This window comes from Aquimarina callyspongiae, assembly GCF_034322225.1.
Lineage (GTDB): Bacteria > Bacteroidota > Bacteroidia > Flavobacteriales > Flavobacteriaceae > Aquimarina.
The window spans coordinates 343,929-358,394 of record NZ_JAXLPA010000002.1; the positions used below are offsets into that span (position 1 = coordinate 343,929).

At 32.1% G+C, this 14,466-nt stretch carries 18 protein-coding genes; 12 read left to right on the forward strand and 6 right to left on the reverse strand.

Annotation, left to right across the window (positions count from 1 at the left end; translation table 11 throughout):
• Nucleotides 1-34: 34 nt before the first annotated feature.
• From U0D62_RS08605 to U0D62_RS08625, 5 genes are all read left to right on the forward strand, one after another.
• Nucleotides 35-385 (forward strand): BP74-related protein, encoded by a 351-nt coding sequence (locus U0D62_RS08605; protein WP_322286859.1) that lies wholly within the window; start codon nucleotides 35-37, stop codon nucleotides 383-385.
• A 155-nt stretch (nucleotides 386-540) separates the two neighbouring features.
• Nucleotides 541-1,281: a class I SAM-dependent DNA methyltransferase gene (locus U0D62_RS08610; protein ID WP_322286860.1), complete on the forward strand. Its 741-nt coding sequence runs from the start codon at nucleotides 541-543 to the stop codon at nucleotides 1,279-1,281.
• Nucleotides 1,282-1,307: 26 nt separating this feature from the next.
• Nucleotides 1,308-1,661, forward strand: a complete 354-nt coding sequence (locus U0D62_RS08615) for a DUF1801 domain-containing protein (protein WP_322286861.1) — start codon at nucleotides 1,308-1,310, stop codon at nucleotides 1,659-1,661.
• Between the two features lie 105 nt (nucleotides 1,662-1,766).
• Entirely contained in the window at nucleotides 1,767-2,279 is a 513-nt protein-coding gene (locus U0D62_RS08620) for a DinB family protein (protein WP_322286862.1), read from the forward strand.
• Nucleotides 2,280-2,316: 37 nt separating this feature from the next.
• Nucleotides 2,317-2,718, forward strand: coding sequence for a nuclear transport factor 2 family protein (locus U0D62_RS08625; RefSeq protein ID WP_322286863.1), 402 nt, complete (start codon nucleotides 2,317-2,319; stop codon nucleotides 2,716-2,718).
• Between the two features lie 4 nt (nucleotides 2,719-2,722).
• Here U0D62_RS08625 and U0D62_RS08630 read toward each other — a convergent pair whose 3' ends face one another.
• From U0D62_RS08630 to U0D62_RS08640, 3 genes are read right to left on the reverse strand one after another with little or no spacing between them, the layout of a single operon-like run.
• Nucleotides 2,723-3,349: an alpha/beta hydrolase gene (locus U0D62_RS08630; protein ID WP_322286864.1), complete on the reverse strand. Its 627-nt coding sequence runs from the start codon at nucleotides 3,347-3,349 to the stop codon at nucleotides 2,723-2,725.
• A 15-nt stretch (nucleotides 3,350-3,364) separates the two neighbouring features.
• The gene (locus tag U0D62_RS08635; RefSeq protein WP_322286865.1) at nucleotides 3,365-4,213 is read right to left on the reverse strand and encodes an alpha/beta hydrolase family protein; all 849 of its coding nucleotides are present in this window, start codon (nucleotides 4,211-4,213) and stop codon (nucleotides 3,365-3,367) included.
• Nucleotides 4,214-4,218: 5 nt separating this feature from the next.
• Nucleotides 4,219-4,779, reverse strand: a complete 561-nt coding sequence (locus U0D62_RS08640) for a TetR/AcrR family transcriptional regulator (protein WP_322286866.1) — start codon at nucleotides 4,777-4,779, stop codon at nucleotides 4,219-4,221.
• Nucleotides 4,780-4,867: 88 nt separating this feature from the next.
• On the opposite strand from U0D62_RS08640, the gene U0D62_RS08645 reads away from it, so the two are divergent.
• The 5 genes from U0D62_RS08645 (at nucleotide 4,868) to U0D62_RS08665 (ending at nucleotide 9,535) form a co-directional block, all read left to right on the forward strand.
• Nucleotides 4,868-5,293 (forward strand): PaaI family thioesterase, encoded by a 426-nt coding sequence (locus tag U0D62_RS08645; protein WP_322286867.1) that lies wholly within the window; start codon nucleotides 4,868-4,870, stop codon nucleotides 5,291-5,293.
• A gap of 1 nt (nucleotide 5,294) precedes the next feature.
• Nucleotides 5,295-6,380, forward strand: coding sequence for an isochorismate synthase (locus U0D62_RS08650; RefSeq protein WP_322286868.1), 1,086 nt, complete (start codon nucleotides 5,295-5,297; stop codon nucleotides 6,378-6,380).
• 46 nt (nucleotides 6,381-6,426) lie between these two features.
• A complete protein-coding gene (menD, locus tag U0D62_RS08655) occupies nucleotides 6,427-8,151 on the forward strand; it encodes a 2-succinyl-5-enolpyruvyl-6-hydroxy-3-cyclohexene-1-carboxylic-acid synthase (RefSeq protein ID WP_322286869.1) in 1,725 nt (574 codons plus the stop codon).
• A 106-nt stretch (nucleotides 8,152-8,257) separates the two neighbouring features.
• Nucleotides 8,258-8,599 (forward strand): DUF2853 family protein, encoded by a 342-nt coding sequence (locus tag U0D62_RS08660; protein WP_322286870.1) that lies wholly within the window; start codon nucleotides 8,258-8,260, stop codon nucleotides 8,597-8,599.
• A gap of 102 nt (nucleotides 8,600-8,701) precedes the next feature.
• Entirely contained in the window at nucleotides 8,702-9,535 is an 834-nt protein-coding gene (locus U0D62_RS08665; RefSeq protein WP_322286871.1) for a CvfB family protein, read from the forward strand.
• A 195-nt stretch (nucleotides 9,536-9,730) separates the two neighbouring features.
• On the opposite strand, the gene U0D62_RS08670 is transcribed toward U0D62_RS08665, so the two are convergent.
• The 3 genes from U0D62_RS08670 to U0D62_RS08680 all read right to left on the reverse strand — a co-directional run bounded on the left by U0D62_RS08670 (nucleotide 9,731) and on the right by U0D62_RS08680 (nucleotide 11,162).
• Nucleotides 9,731-9,922: a hypothetical protein gene (locus U0D62_RS08670; RefSeq protein ID WP_322286872.1), complete on the reverse strand. Its 192-nt coding sequence runs from the start codon at nucleotides 9,920-9,922 to the stop codon at nucleotides 9,731-9,733.
• A gap of 346 nt (nucleotides 9,923-10,268) precedes the next feature.
• Nucleotides 10,269-10,733 (reverse strand): hypothetical protein, encoded by a 465-nt coding sequence (locus U0D62_RS08675; RefSeq protein ID WP_322286873.1) that lies wholly within the window; start codon nucleotides 10,731-10,733, stop codon nucleotides 10,269-10,271.
• A 3-nt stretch (nucleotides 10,734-10,736) separates the two neighbouring features.
• Nucleotides 10,737-11,162, reverse strand: coding sequence for a hypothetical protein (locus U0D62_RS08680; protein WP_322286874.1), 426 nt, complete (start codon nucleotides 11,160-11,162; stop codon nucleotides 10,737-10,739).
• A gap of 245 nt (nucleotides 11,163-11,407) precedes the next feature.
• On the opposite strand from U0D62_RS08680, the gene U0D62_RS08685 reads away from it, so the two are divergent.
• Nucleotides 11,408-13,309 (forward strand): LodA/GoxA family CTQ-dependent oxidase, encoded by a 1,902-nt coding sequence (locus U0D62_RS08685; RefSeq protein ID WP_322286875.1) that lies wholly within the window; start codon nucleotides 11,408-11,410, stop codon nucleotides 13,307-13,309.
• On the forward strand, nucleotides 13,296-14,408 hold the full coding sequence (locus U0D62_RS08690; RefSeq protein ID WP_322286876.1) for an NAD(P)/FAD-dependent oxidoreductase: 1,113 nt from the start codon (nucleotides 13,296-13,298) through the stop codon (nucleotides 14,406-14,408). The genes U0D62_RS08685 and U0D62_RS08690 overlap by 14 nt, the downstream gene beginning before the upstream one ends.
• Nucleotides 14,409-14,466: the final 58 nt, after the last annotated feature.

Genomic DNA, 14,466 nt, shown 5'->3' on the forward strand with positions numbered 1-14,466 from the left:
CTTCATCATCATAAAAACATTTAATGATAGTATTATGAAGACACAAACAGCTTACTTCGAAATTAGAGATAACCATGATTCTAAATTCGTTATAAAATTAGAAGAAGAATCAAAAATTAGACATGTAAGACGTATCCTTAGTGGTGAAGAAACTCAATTTATACATGTACAAGGAACAATAGTCAAAAAACAGGCATATTATAACAGAGAATGGAGTTATCATCTGGACCCTAAGTCCATTGAGTTCTTCCAAGTGAGCATAGAAGTGTGCGATGCCTCTATACAATTTATTGAAGATAACTTAAAAGAAGTGTGTGGAGCAACGTTACCTGATTGTCATTGGTGTCCTTGGTCTTCACGTTTTGTTAAAGAGGTATTTATATAAACAGTTAATGGTTGAGAAGAGAAAATACACTTATTTTTAATATTTCAAGCTTTTAAGAGAGTATCGGTTAATTTTGATTTGTTGCATAGAAGATTATCTTTTCTTTAACGCAAACCTAATCAAACATATAGTAATATGTCATTTAAAAAGAATCAATGAATACCATATATAAAGATCTTGCAGATATTTATGAAGCTATGTATTATACTTTTATTGACTATAAAGAAGAGTATGAATATTATAACAATATCATCACACGATATAATAAAAAAAATGTTTTAGAGATAGGTTGTGGTACAGGAAATCTTGCTGGATGTTTTATAAAAGACAAACTAGATTATATAGGATTAGATTTTAGTGATAAAATGCTTTCTATTGCCAAAAGTAAAACTCCTAATGGACGATTTATTAAAGGGGATATGCGAGACTTTAAGTTACATCAATCTGTAGAGAGTGTTATAATTACCGGTAGATCGGTAAGTTATCTGGTTAAAAATATGGATGTTAATTTAGCTATGTCTAGTATTTATGACAATTTAAAAACCAAAGGAATTTTGTGTTTTGATTTTATTGATGCTAATGAGTTTATACCATTAATTGCAAAAGAGAAAAAGGTTATCCATGAAGCTACTCATAATGATGTAAAATATGTTAGAAAAAGCATCTGGAATGTCAACCTTGAATATGCAATGGATTTTAGGTGGGACGCCGTTTTTTATAAAGAAGAAGAAAATAAATTAATTAAAATAGGAGAGGATTCATCGGTTGTAAGGGCATTCACAAAAAATGAAATAGAAATTTTTCTTTCTATTAATGGTTTTAGAATAATTGAGTGTATCCCAAGAAAAGCATATGCTTTCTCAACATATGTAGTAATAGCAGAAAAAGTAAATTAAAAACTAGCACATAAATTTAAAAAATAATGATATCCTCTAAAGATGAAAAAGTTCAGAGTTTCATAAATAAAATAATGATTTTGAATGATACTCAATATAAGATATTAGAGAAGCTGCGTAAAATTGTGTTTGAGACTTATCCAGAAGTAAAAGAAAGAATGATGTATGGCGGGATTTTATTCTCATTATCAGAGGATTTTGGAGGTGTTTTTGTATATAAAAACCATGTTTCTTTTGAATTCAGTAATGGATATAAATTTGAGGATCCTCAAAGTATGTTAGAAGGAAGTGGGAAATTTCGTCGTCACTTGAAATTTCAAGAATTTGATGAAATTGAAATAAAACAAGCTATCTTTTTTATAAAACAAGTAAATCTATAGTACTCATTAACATAGTTAATAGTATAGATGATAAAGAACTGTTAAGAATTTTACTTAATGACATAAGAATGATTAAATTTCGATTTCATTTCAACAATTAATAGTATGCTATCTCAAGTTACTCCAGAAGAATACAATGCCTATTATGGTACTTATATTAGTAAAGCTGAAAATCAAAATATTCAGGAAGCCTTGACGATAGGAAGGCAGCACTTTATTGATTTTGTAAATAATTTGCCAGAAGAAAAGTTAACTCATGCGTATGCAGAGGAAAAATGGACAGTGGCAGAAGTTTTGCAGCATATTATTGATACCGAACGTATTTTTTCATATCGTGCACTTCGATTTGCCAGAAATGATAAAACTGCAATTATGGGGTTTGATCAAGATCAGTTTGTTCCTAATTCTAATGCAAATAATTATAGTAAGCAAGAACTTATTCAGGATTTTGAAGCGGTAAGAAATAGTTCGATTTCATTATTCAGGAGTTTTACCGAAGATATGCTAACCAGGATAGGAGAGGCGAGTGGTAGTCCTATGAGTGCAAGAGCTGCGGGATATATTATATCTGGTCATCAAAAACATCATTTTGAAGTAATAAAAGAACGCTATTTATAAAGGTTTATCCAATTTTTCTAAAGTTTTAATGTAATATATGAGTGCAGTAGATAATCAATCAATAAAAGAACAAATTGCTAAAGATTACCTTTTGTATCTGGAAGAAGGTAATATGAATAAAGTAGTTGATTTGTTTGCTGAAAACGGAATGGTTGTTTCTCCGTTATATGGCACTCAGTCAGCAAGAGAGTTTTATAAAATCCTAGCAGGAGATACTAGTACTTCAGAGTTAAAATTTGATGGATTGTTTTATGAGAAAAACTCCAATAGAATTTCATTATTATTTGATTATATATGGGGGCTAAAGGATGGTAAAAAAGTACAATTTAAGGTAGTGGATATTATAGAACTCGATACTAACAATAAAATTGAAAAACTATCAATCATCTACGACACAATTCATAGTCGAACAGCTGTTGAGCAAATGAAAAATGAATAGAATTTTAGATATCTATTAAAGTCTTTGAATCAAGTTCATGGCCACCAGAATGCGTTCTAAATTCAATCTGAGGTAATATCTCCTTAACTCTTATTTTTTCAGCTTTTACTTTTTCAATTTCAAAATAAGGATCTTTTTCACCAAGAATATGAGTTATTTTTGTGGTAGAAGGTAAAAATGAGAAATCGTCTTTGGTTAATTCTTTAGGAAAACCACCAGAAACCATAACAATAGATTCACATTTTATTTTACGACTAGCGATCCATCTACTGGCAATACTAACTCCCTGAGAATATCCCAGAACGATCAATTTTCTATCTTTTGGTAAATTTTCTGATGCCACTATAGCATCTATATATCTGAGTACATTTTGTGTTTCGGTTTTTGTGTTTTCCCTGGTTAGCCAACTAGCCCCAACTCTTCGATAGTCATCACCTTTATAATATTTTGAAGGAGCTTGCGGAGCAATAAAATAATTTTCTTCTTTATTCAGGCTTTCAAACAAACGTATAAAAAAACGACTCAAATATCCAATTCCATGAAAAACCAACCAAACATTTTTTGTTTTTGGAGTTAGTTCGTTAAGCGTATCATAAGTGTTAACAGTTTGATATGAAGCTTCTTTTCGCATAATTATATTGTAGTATTATAACTGAAACCAGTCATTCACAAGAGGCCACAAGATATCTTGATTTTTCTTTCTAAAAAAATCAAAATGCCCAATAGTTTTTAAATTATAATCAGCAGGTTTTAGATGTTTTCTGGTAACATCAGCATTTTTATAAACACGTTCTCCCAGAATATCAACGGATTTTTTAGGAGCAAAACTATCGTCATCAATACTAACCAGGAGCATTGATTTTTTGATATCCTGATAATGTGTAGTTTTTTTTCCTTTAGTAAAATATAACATAGAATCAGGATGCAATAAAAATATAGCCCAATCTTTAGCAGCTTTTGTGGTCAATGGTCTTCCTAATCCAAACCAAGAAGATGGATAGTATCCTAAAATAGAAGTGGTTATAGGTACAAAGAATTTAAAGTTGAGATAAATAAGTATTTTGATTCTGGTAGAAAAATGTTTGTAAAACCCGAATTGTGATCCTATAGTGAGATACTTATCATAATATTGAAAAGCATCACTAAATCCTACACTGTTACCACCATAACTATGCCCGATCATATATTGTTTATTTTCCGGAAACACAGAATTGGCATATTTAGAAACAGCTTTAAAATCCTGCGACCAAGCAAAAAAACCATGGTCTTTGAGAGATTGTATCTTTTGCGAAAGAGAAGATCCGATACCTCTGTAATCAAATGTAAAAACATTACACCCTTTTTCAGCGAGGTATGAGGCCAAGTTAAAATAAAATTTTTGAGGCACGGCTACCGCTGGTGCAAAAACAATAGTTTTACCAATCGGCGATGAAGGAATAAATTCATGTATCGAGATAGGAAACCCATCAGATGATTGTATTGTATGTGCTTGCATAAGTTTTACTTTAAAATTATTTTTTCCATTCTGGAAATAGCATTGTTTAAAAATCGCTGATCATTATAAACTCGCATTAATAAAATGCCACCTTCAATATCTTGTACCATTTGTTCTGCAAGTAGTAAAGATTCTTTAGGCGAATATTTTTTATGCAAAAGAAGCTGTAGACCATCAATAAAATCCTGAAAGAAGGATTTAATCTCTTTTTTATAGATCGGATTAAGATGAATGGTTTCTAAAGCAGTATTAGCCATAATACAGCCTCCGTCAGATACAGTAAATATTTTACTCATCAGTTGTTTCATCAAGGTGATTTTATCTTCAATGGAGAGTGTATCATTCTTAATAATTTTAAAAAAGTTGTAATTAAAATAGCTATATACAACAGACAAAACTTCCTTAATCAATTCTTCTTTACTTTTAAAGTAATAGTAAAAATGGGATTTCTGTATACCACAGGCTTTGGCAAGTTGACTCATGCTACTTTGACTTACACCTCGTATTCTTAAAACGGGAATCACCTTTTGCAAAACTTCTTCTTTGGATGTTTTTATTTTTGGCATTTTATTGAACGTTCGTTAAAATAATTAATAAATATAGTTATAAAATTTAGAAGCCATTGCGTATTTTTACTCAAAATTTTAGAATTTCATGAATTTGACAGAAAAAGAGATACTGGAACAATGTGCCAAGATGTGTGAGAATACACTTATGGAAACTCTTGAAATTACTTTTTGCGAAGTAGGTAAAGATTACCTGATTGCAAAAATGCCAGTAACACCTAGAGTGCATCAACCAGATGGTGTATTACACGGCGGAGCCATGGTGGCATTAGCAGAAAGTGTAGGGAGCGCTGCTTCTTTTATGTTTTTAAATTCTAAAGATTTTTATATCAGAGGTATTGAAATTTCTGCAAATCACGTAAAAAGCATTAAAGAAGGGTATGTTTTTGCTAAAGCAGAAATTGTGCATCAGGGACGAACTACTCAATTATGGGATATCAAAATACGTGATGAAGAAGAACGCTTAATTTCTGTTGTTAAGTTGACTACTATAGCGCTTCCTAAACAAAAGTAATATGGGAGCAAAAGATCTTTATGTTAAGATTCAACAACAATTAGATGACGAATTACCTCTGGTTATCTATAGAAAAAGTAGAGGCGAATCACTAAATGCTTTTCTTCAAAAAAATAACACATTATATAATGTAGATGATTATTCTACTTCAGGTTTTGTATTTGCCCCTTTTGATATTTCTCAAAAAGCAGTTTTGATACCTGAATCAGAAAGCGAATATATTGCAGAATTAATTACTGATGATCAGCCAGAATTACGTTTAGAAAATAGAAAAAGCCTTGTTGATAAAATTGATAACTCTATCGCAAGACAAAGTCATATAGAACTGGTTGAACATAGTGTTAATAGAATACGATCGGGTGATATGAAAAAAGTTGTGGTATCTCGCAAAGAAGAGATATCTCTTCCTATTTCTGATGATGTTTTATTGACTTTTAAACGATTACTCAATAATTATTCCAATGCATTTGTTTATTTATGGTATCATCCTAAAGTTGGTACTTGGTTAGGGGCAACACCAGAAACGTTATTACAGATTAAGAATCAGGAGATTTTTACAATGGCTTTAGCAGGTACACAAATATTTGAAGAAGGTATTGATGTAGTATGGAAAGAAAAAGAAAAAGAAGAACAGCGATTAGTTACAGAGTTTATTGTAAAAGAACTTACTGCTATATCAGATAATATAACTACTTCAGAAACATATACACATCGTGCTGGAACCCTTTTGCATTTACGCACAGATATTAAAGCCACTATAAATCTAGAGAACTCAAAAATAGAAGAAGTAATTAAAACTTTACATCCAACTCCCGCAGTTTGTGGACTTCCTAAATCTGAAGCAAAAACTTTTATATTGAATCAAGAAGGATATGATCGTAAGTTTTATACTGGTTTTCTGGGTGAACTTAACTTAAAGCGAGATAAAAAGTTGATCTCTAACTTGTTTGTGAATCTGCGGTGTATGGAATTAGAGGCGAATAAGGCAAATTTGTATATAGGAGGTGGAATTACAAAAGATTCGATTCCTGAAAAAGAATGGGAAGAAACCGTAAAGAAAACAGAGACCATAAAAAGGGTTCTTTAAATATTACTTTATTTTATGATAGAAAAGGCATAATTTAGCGGTTCGAATGAAGAAACGCTTATATTCCAAAATTCCTTTAGCACAGACTATAGTTGCCTTATGTGAAGCAAAAGGAGTCCGTCATATAGTTATCTCACCAGGATCTCGTAATGCTCCCTTGATAATCGGTTTTACAGAACATCCCAATATGAAGTGCTATAGTATTGTTGATGAGCGTTGTGCCGCTTTTTTTGGATTAGGAATAGCACAACAAACCAAAGAACCAGTAGCATTGGTTTGTACATCAGGAAGTGCATTGTTAAATTATTATCCTGCAATTTCTGAGGCTTATTATAGTGATATTCCTTTAGTGGTTTTAAGTGCCGATCGACCAATTGAAAGAATCGATATTGGAGACGGGCAGACCATTCGTCAAAAAAATGTATTTGAAAACCATATCCTTTATTCGGCTAATTTATATTCTGAGGTAGTAGCAGAAACTATAATTGAAGATCGTAAAATACAACAAAAACAACGAGAAGCTCAGAAGCATAATGAACGAGAGATTAACCTTGCCCTAAATAAAGCAATAGAAAAAAAAGGTCCAGTTCATATTAATGTACCTTTTTATGAGCCGTTATACGATAAGATCGAATCCCCAACCATTTCTCCAAAAAATATTCCGGTAGAATACCCTCAACATAAGGTTTCTGATGAATTACATTCAGAAATGCTCCAGGAGTGGAATCAGGCAAAACGTAAGTTGGTATTGATCGGTGTAAACTCACCAGGAGTTTTGGATCAACAATGGATAACTCATTTTGCAAACGATCCATCTGTACTAGTATTGACAGAAACAACCTCAAACATCCATCATTCTTCACATATTAATTGTATTGATCAGTTAATATCTACCTTGAATAATGATGAATTTGAATCGCTTCAGCCAGATATATTATTAACGTTTGGAGGGATGATAGTATCTAAGAGAATTAAAGCATTCTTAAGAAAATATCAACCTCAATCGCATTGGTATATTGATGCTAAAAAAGCATTTGATACTTATTTTTGCTTAACCGAACATATAAAACTAAAACCAGATACTTTTTTTAAAGGTTTTTTACCTGATACTCAACTGGTAGAAAGTAATTATAAAGAATCTTGGTTATCGGTTAGAGAACAAAGGAGATTAAAACATCAAAAATATCTAGATCAAAGTTCTTTTACTGATCTTAAAGCCTATGAAGCTATCTTTGATGGAATCCCGGATCATCAGATGATTCAACTAAGTAATAGTTCAACAGTTCGCTATGCGCAGCTATTTTCTTTAAACTCCACTTTTAAGGTTTTTTGCAATAGAGGAACCAGTGGTATTGATGGAAGTACCTCTACTGCAATTGGAGCAGCCCTTAGTTCAAAAATTTCTACAACTTTAATTACAGGAGATTTAAGCTTCTTTTATGATAGTAATGGGTTGTGGAATAGCTATATACCATCTAATTTTAAAATTATCTTAATTAATAATGATGGAGGTGGGATTTTTAGAATCTTGCCCGGTAAAGAAGAAAGTGGTAACTTTACTAAGTATTTTGAAACTACTCACGGTTTTTCTGCCGAACATTTATGTGCAATGTATGGTTTTGAATATAGCCAGGCAGATACTCTTGAAGGAGTTATAAAAGGAGTTAAAAAAATATATCAAAAGAACGACTTACCCCAGTTACTAGAGATTTTCACCCCAAGAAAAGAAAACGATAGTGCGTTAATCGGTTATTTTAAACATTTCGTCTAATTTCTATAGTTTAATATACTTTATAGATTCATTATTCATTTATAATAGATCTATATTTGATATAGAAATCAAAAAACAATAACTAAAAACCTAAAACGAATTATTTATGAGTAAAAGAGACGAATTAATCACTAAGTATGCAGCTGATATTAAAGATAAAATAGGTCAAACACCTGATATGGATTTATTAACCAAAGTAACTATTGGTTGTGGTCCTGCTATCTACAATGCGGATGCTGCTACCGTATCTGGGAGTGATGATAGTGAGCTTAATACAGTAAAACAAAACTTTCTTATCAAAAAATTAGGTCTTGCTGATAGTGCCAAGTTGGATGAAGGAATTGCATCAGTAATAGAACAATACGGTAAATCAAACCGTAACAAATATAGAGCAGTAGTGTATTATCTACTTACAAAACATTTTGGAAAAGAATCTATTTATAATTAGAATAAGATTTTAAAACCATTTTTAAAGGTGTTCATTTTTATGAACACCTTTTTTGTATGTTATTATCAGAGCGAAAGACCTATATTTGCAAAAAATATAAAAATGCTCAAACTAGGAATATATAATACATTAGAGATTGTTAAAGATAGAGATCAAGGGATCTATCTTTCTGATGATGAGGAAAATGAAGTATTACTGCCTAACAAATACGTTCCAGAAGTATTTGAAATAGGAGATAAGCTAAAGGTGTTTTTATATCTGGATAATGCAGAACGTATCATAGCAACTACATTAGAGCCTTATGCTACAGTTAATTCGTTTGCTTATCTTAAATGTACAAGTGTATCAGAAATAGGTGCTTTTATGGATTGGGGGCTAGAAAAGGAACTTTTTGTGCCTTTTAAAGAGCAGGCTACAAAAATGCGAGTAGATAGCTGGTATCTGGTTTATGTCTATCTGGATGAAGAGACCAATAGATTGGCAGCTTCTAGTAAAACAAATGCATTTCTGGATAATTCATTAGTTTTATTATCAGCCTATGATGAAGTCGAGTTAATTGCTTCGCATCCTTCGCCTTATGGATGGAACATGATTGTAAATCAAAAACATTTGGGATTGGTTTATTCTGATGAGATTTTTCAGAAAATTACCGTTGGAGATCAATTAAAAGGTTTTGTGAAAAAAGTACGTCCTGATGGAAAAATGGATATTACATTACAAAGACACGGATATAGAAGTATTGAGCCTAATGCGCAACAAATCCTAGACGAATTACAAGCTAGTGGAGGGTTTATAGATCTAAATGACAAATCGGATCCAGAGGATATAAAATCAGTTTTTCAATTAAGTAAAAAGAGCTTTAAAAAGGCTATAGGATCTTTATATAAAGCTAGAAAGATTATTATTGAAAAAGATGGAATCCGTCTTGTAGAATAATTATATAGTATACAATTCTGGTTATAGGATAAAAAGCACAACTATATAGACTATCATCATGATATATAATTTTGATGAGAGAATAAAGAAGTCAAAAATCGTACTATTTTGAGTGAAAAAGAATAATAATGTTAGAAAATGAGATGATAATGTTACTATCACCTCATTTTTTAAGATCTTTTCAATAGTGATTGTTTAATACCATAGACATGCAGAAAAGCTCCCATGGCCAGTACATTCACCTACCCCACAATTATCTCCATGAGGACCAGGTTCACAACATTGCCAACCTCTTTGTTCGCAACCGTATCGACTTGCTCCAGAAATTTTACTTTGTTCTTCTTTCCCAATGGTTTTTATTCCATTTAAATTTAAAATAGTTTTCATGTGTAAAATATTTAGTGTGTACAATAATAAGTTAATTTCCAGATAATATTTTACATGAAATACACAGAATAATTACTGTTTATTTCTTGTTATAAATATTTTTAGTTTTATAGTTCATTTTGATAGTGAAGAAGTTAGTTGTCTTTATTTAAAATCTGAAAGGAATAAAATAGGGGGTAAAATATTATTGATGAACTTGTGATATATAAAGAAATCTTTAGATTAACAAAATATTGCTTTTGTAGACAAAAGCATCTCTATAAAGATATTGTAGATTTTATTGAACTCTCGTTGCCAAAAAGATCATTATTGAAAAAGAAGGAATCCGTCTTGTAGAATAATTAGTCTAGTAAACGATCCCAGTAATTGGGCAGAAAGCACCACTATATAAACTGGCATCCTTATAAACTGTATTTCTTACGCCTCCGTTACTGGTAGAACTACCAAAACCACCATTACCTGTAATCCTAAAATTACTATTCGGTTGTGATTGCGTCGGGATAGCTACTGTATAATTTGGTTGAATAAAATTATTCTTAGGAAGTATTAACATAGAAGCTTTATCACCAAGTTCTTGTTTGCGTAAATCAACAGAAAGATCAATTTCCATTAATTCATATTTCTGAGTTTGTATATTTTTACTAACGTATGATAGAGATGGTATAGATTCTTCAAATTCAATAGTATAACTTATGTTATCTTCAGATAATATAGCATTGAGTTCTTCCCAGTCAACAATATAAGTTGGGTTATCTTGTCCGTAAGAATAGATAGAAATAAGAACTAAGAAAAGGGTGGTAAATACTCTCATTTTTTAATGTTTTACTTTTAATCCTCGATAGTCAAATACAATGTCTGTAGTTGTAGGGTCTGTATATACAGTATTAACAATACCTCCTTGAGCAACAATAAAACCATTTCGTATATTCTGTATAATCTCACTATTATAAGAATAGAAACTAGGTGAATATGAATAAGGATTAGTATATATGTTTTTAGTGATAGATGTTGATAATTGATCAAGATCAGGTTTGCATTGATCCAGATAATAATCCATCATACTCGATGGTTGGGTACCAGACAATGTAAAAGAAAAAATTTTTTTACTTTCAGTGTTTTCCTGTGTTAAGCTTCCGATAGATTGCTGAACTTTTTTCCAAGCAGATTCGCAAGAATTAGCTTCCTGTCCAAAAGAAATAAAACTCACACATCCTAATAGTAACCCTACAAAAATTCGCATAATTAATATTGTTTAAACACTTTTAAAGTTATCAAAAACCGTGCAAAAGTCAAGTTAAATCGAATAAATTTTCTTGTTTTTAGTATTTGTTTAATAATCAATTGAGAAATTATAATTAAAAAACAGGTGTTTTTACGCTTGATTGAATACAATGGTTACCGCTAACTTTGAAATATTACAAATTATCTGAAATGCTAATAAGTACAAATGCTTATTTATAAAATTCACTAAACCAACTTACTAAAATGAAAGATGATCAAATTGCTAGTGTTGCTATTTATCCACCAATAGGGATTTCAAGAGTAGGTAACTCTGAAGAATACTTCTTATCCTCAGATTTACCGGGAATTCCTGCAGATCCTAAAGGAGGCTTTAAAGATTCTGAAGGAAGAGTTAAGAAACAAGTAGCTCGTTTTAGAGTATACGCTTTTAATGCTAATGGCGAAGTATTACACGAAATTACAGATTCTACAAAAAACTCAATAGAATGGCGAGTGCATGTAGCAAACATAAAATCTGCGTGGTATCAGTTTAATAATGCATTGGATTTGGATGGATATGCAATTCCGTCGGCACCTCGTAATAATTCAGAAAAAGACAGATCTCAATTGATTATTGATCCTGGTACAAGGACAATTTCAGGAAAGAACAAAGAAGGAGAAGAGTATCAGTTTGATTCAGGAACTTTTTATGGCAAAAAAGTGCCATTAGGAGAACTTCGTACTGATGATGAAGGACGATTATTGTTTTTTGGTGGAAACGGGGATTCTGCTTCAAAAGATAATCAACCAGCAGTAACTTTTGCTAATAATGATGGTTGGCATGATGATACCTGTGATGGAGTTGTAAGAGCCAAAGTTAGTATTGACGGAAAAGAGTATGAGGCAGAACCAGCAATGGTAGCTGTGACTCCTCCAGATTTTGGACCTGGATTGTATGGAGTTGTAACGATGAATGATGTGGTGCAAGATCTGTTTATTAGAGAATTGGGATATCCTAACCCTTCTGCAAAACAAGTGGTTTTCTGGGATCATATTTACCCTATTCTGGAGCGCATGACAGATACTCAATGGGTAAATCAAGGGTTTTTTATGCTATTTGGTAAAAATTCGCCTTCAGACTTTACGAATTCTGATTTATTGAAAAAATTATCAAATCCCGCTAAAGAATATAAAGAAGAAAGACAACGAGTATTTAATTGGTTTAGAGATCCTGACTCTAATGAATATACACCTGCAAAAGTACCTCCGTTTTATGGAGATGGTTTTGGTGAATATGAAAAAATAGCTTTGGTAGATCTTCCTATTACAAGAACGCAATTTGAACGATTAAAAAAATGGGCAGATGGAGATTTTGTAGAAGGGAAACCTACTGTAGAAACACCATTTGATCAACTTACTGCTGCAGAACAACTCAATGCTCTTAATCAAGCTCCTTTAGAAGAGTGTTTAGGAGGACCTTTTCATCCTGGTATTGAACTTACCTGGCCAATGAGGGTAAAACTAATGTGGAAATCACCTTATCGTCTTAATATTATGAAAGAAGGGGCGTTACCAGAGCTTAATTTTGGCCCTTTGTTATCTACAGCAATAGTCTTAAGACAGGATGGACCACTTTCTTCTAGTGGACCGGGATCTCTGACCAGATGGTTAGGAGTGCCATGGCAAACAGATGAAGCTAGTTGTCTATCAGGATATGATACGTCTACTTATTTGCCATTACCTTCTTTTTGGGCTGCTCGTGTACCAAACCAGGTATTGAGTGAGGATAGTTTTGAGAGAATGGGAGTACATAGTTTGAACATTGGGCAACGATTAAAACATTTTGATTATAGACAAGATTGGTTACGTGATTTTGGAAGTGATTATACTAAGAAAATCAATTTAATGGTACTAGAGTGGCATGAATTAGGAATTATCGCTCCAGCAAAACAAAACAATGAAAGCGAGTTTCTTCCTGATAAGGTTTGGAAAGAGACTGGACGTCATTTTTCTGGAGAAGATCCTACATTTAAGCAGGTTCTTTATGCAGAGAATATTGAAGATGAAACAAGAGATTATGAGGAGTTAGATAAAATTACAGTACTGAAGAGCGAAGAACCTACTCGTAAAAGAGAACGAAGAACTTTTAGACGTGACGAACGTTAATTATAAATTTCAGGTAGTTATTGTAGGTGGCGGTCCTGCTGGGATCGCCACCTCATTAACACTCTCTTCAAGAGGGATTAAACATTGTATAGTAGAAGCACAGCAAACTCCTGTTTTTAAACCAGGAGAGGCGATACCTCCAAATGCTAAACCACTATTAAGGCAGTTAGGGATATCACATTTGCTAGACGATAAACAGCATCAACCTTATTATGGAAATAATAGCTGTTGGGGTTCAGAGAAAATGGAAAAAGAAAATTTTATCTCAGACATCCATGGACATGGTTACCTGGTAAATAGATCTCATTTTGAATGGCAATTGCAATCTAAAGTTAAAAGTACAGATGCCTCCTTTTTTTCTGGGTATCGTTTAACACAGGTTGCTGAAAATAATAATAACGTAATCATTAAAATTCAAAACGAAAATGAGACTATTGAATTAATAGCAAACTATGTGGTTGATGCAACGGGTAAAAAGGCTTCAGTATGTAGGCATTTTGGAGTGGTGAAGAAAGTATGGGATGAGCAATTTGCATTGATCTCTGAAATTGATCTTCCTTATGATGCAGAGCAACAGATATTTATAGAAGCAACATCAAATGGTTGGTGGTATATAGCTCCATTACATAAGAATCGAGTTTCGATGATGTTTTTTACTTTAAAAGAACTTTTACCAAAAAAAGATAATATCAAATCTTTTCTGAAAACAGAATTTGAAACTACAATTCATCTCTCTAGTCTCTTTAAGGAAACAATATTTAGAAATGAGCAAATTAAAATAATGCCTGCAGGTACAAGTAATCTAGAGATTCCTTATGGTAAACATTGGATGGCTGTAGGTGACGCAGCATTTTCATATGATCCGATATCGTCATACGGTATTACTTCGGCATTAGCTTCAGGATATTATGGTGGTCATGCATTGGCAGATACTTGTTTAGGGAAAGATAATGCATTTTTTGCTTATAGGTATATTACAGAGAATGCTTTTGAAGCGTATCAAAATAAGTTGATTGCTCATTATACAACAGAGAAAAGATGGAAAAATAATCTGTATTGGAAAAAGAGATTGAGTACTTATATGCATTTAGAAACCTAAACACTGATGTTTTGTAAACTTATTTGTTTTTAACTCTTCTGTATTTATGGTTAGATAA

Bases quoted from the DNA above. Each gene is read 5' to 3' on its own strand.
- U0D62_RS08665 (WP_322286871.1), top strand. From the start codon at position 8,702: ATGCTCAAACTAGGAATATATAATACATTAGAGATTGTTAAAGATAGA.
- U0D62_RS08640 (WP_322286866.1), bottom strand. From the start codon at position 4,779: ATGCCAAAAATAAAAACATCCAAAGAAGAAGTTTTGCAAAAGGTGATT.
- U0D62_RS08680 (WP_322286874.1), bottom strand. From the start codon at position 11,162: ATGCGAATTTTTGTAGGGTTACTATTAGGATGTGTGAGTTTTATTTCT.
- U0D62_RS08670 (WP_322286872.1), bottom strand. From the start codon at position 9,922: ATGAAAACTATTTTAAATTTAAATGGAATAAAAACCATTGGGAAAGAA.
- U0D62_RS08675 (WP_322286873.1), bottom strand. From the start codon at position 10,733: ATGAGAGTATTTACCACCCTTTTCTTAGTTCTTATTTCTATCTATTCT.
- U0D62_RS08620 (WP_322286862.1), top strand. From the start codon at position 1,767: ATGCTATCTCAAGTTACTCCAGAAGAATACAATGCCTATTATGGTACT.
- U0D62_RS08650 (WP_322286868.1), top strand. From the start codon at position 5,295: ATGGGAGCAAAAGATCTTTATGTTAAGATTCAACAACAATTAGATGAC.
- U0D62_RS08685 (WP_322286875.1), top strand. From the start codon at position 11,408: ATGAAAGATGATCAAATTGCTAGTGTTGCTATTTATCCACCAATAGGG.
- U0D62_RS08645 (WP_322286867.1), top strand. From the start codon at position 4,868: ATGAATTTGACAGAAAAAGAGATACTGGAACAATGTGCCAAGATGTGT.
- U0D62_RS08630 (WP_322286864.1), bottom strand. From the start codon at position 3,349: ATGCGAAAAGAAGCTTCATATCAAACTGTTAACACTTATGATACGCTT.
- U0D62_RS08610 (WP_322286860.1), top strand. From the start codon at position 541: ATGAATACCATATATAAAGATCTTGCAGATATTTATGAAGCTATGTAT.
- menD (WP_322286869.1), top strand. From the start codon at position 6,427: ATGAAGAAACGCTTATATTCCAAAATTCCTTTAGCACAGACTATAGTT.
- U0D62_RS08625 (WP_322286863.1), top strand. From the start codon at position 2,317: ATGAGTGCAGTAGATAATCAATCAATAAAAGAACAAATTGCTAAAGAT.
- U0D62_RS08635 (WP_322286865.1), bottom strand. From the start codon at position 4,213: ATGCAAGCACATACAATACAATCATCTGATGGGTTTCCTATCTCGATA.
- U0D62_RS08615 (WP_322286861.1), top strand. From the start codon at position 1,308: ATGATATCCTCTAAAGATGAAAAAGTTCAGAGTTTCATAAATAAAATA.
- U0D62_RS08660 (WP_322286870.1), top strand. From the start codon at position 8,258: ATGAGTAAAAGAGACGAATTAATCACTAAGTATGCAGCTGATATTAAA.
- U0D62_RS08605 (WP_322286859.1), top strand. From the start codon at position 35: ATGAAGACACAAACAGCTTACTTCGAAATTAGAGATAACCATGATTCT.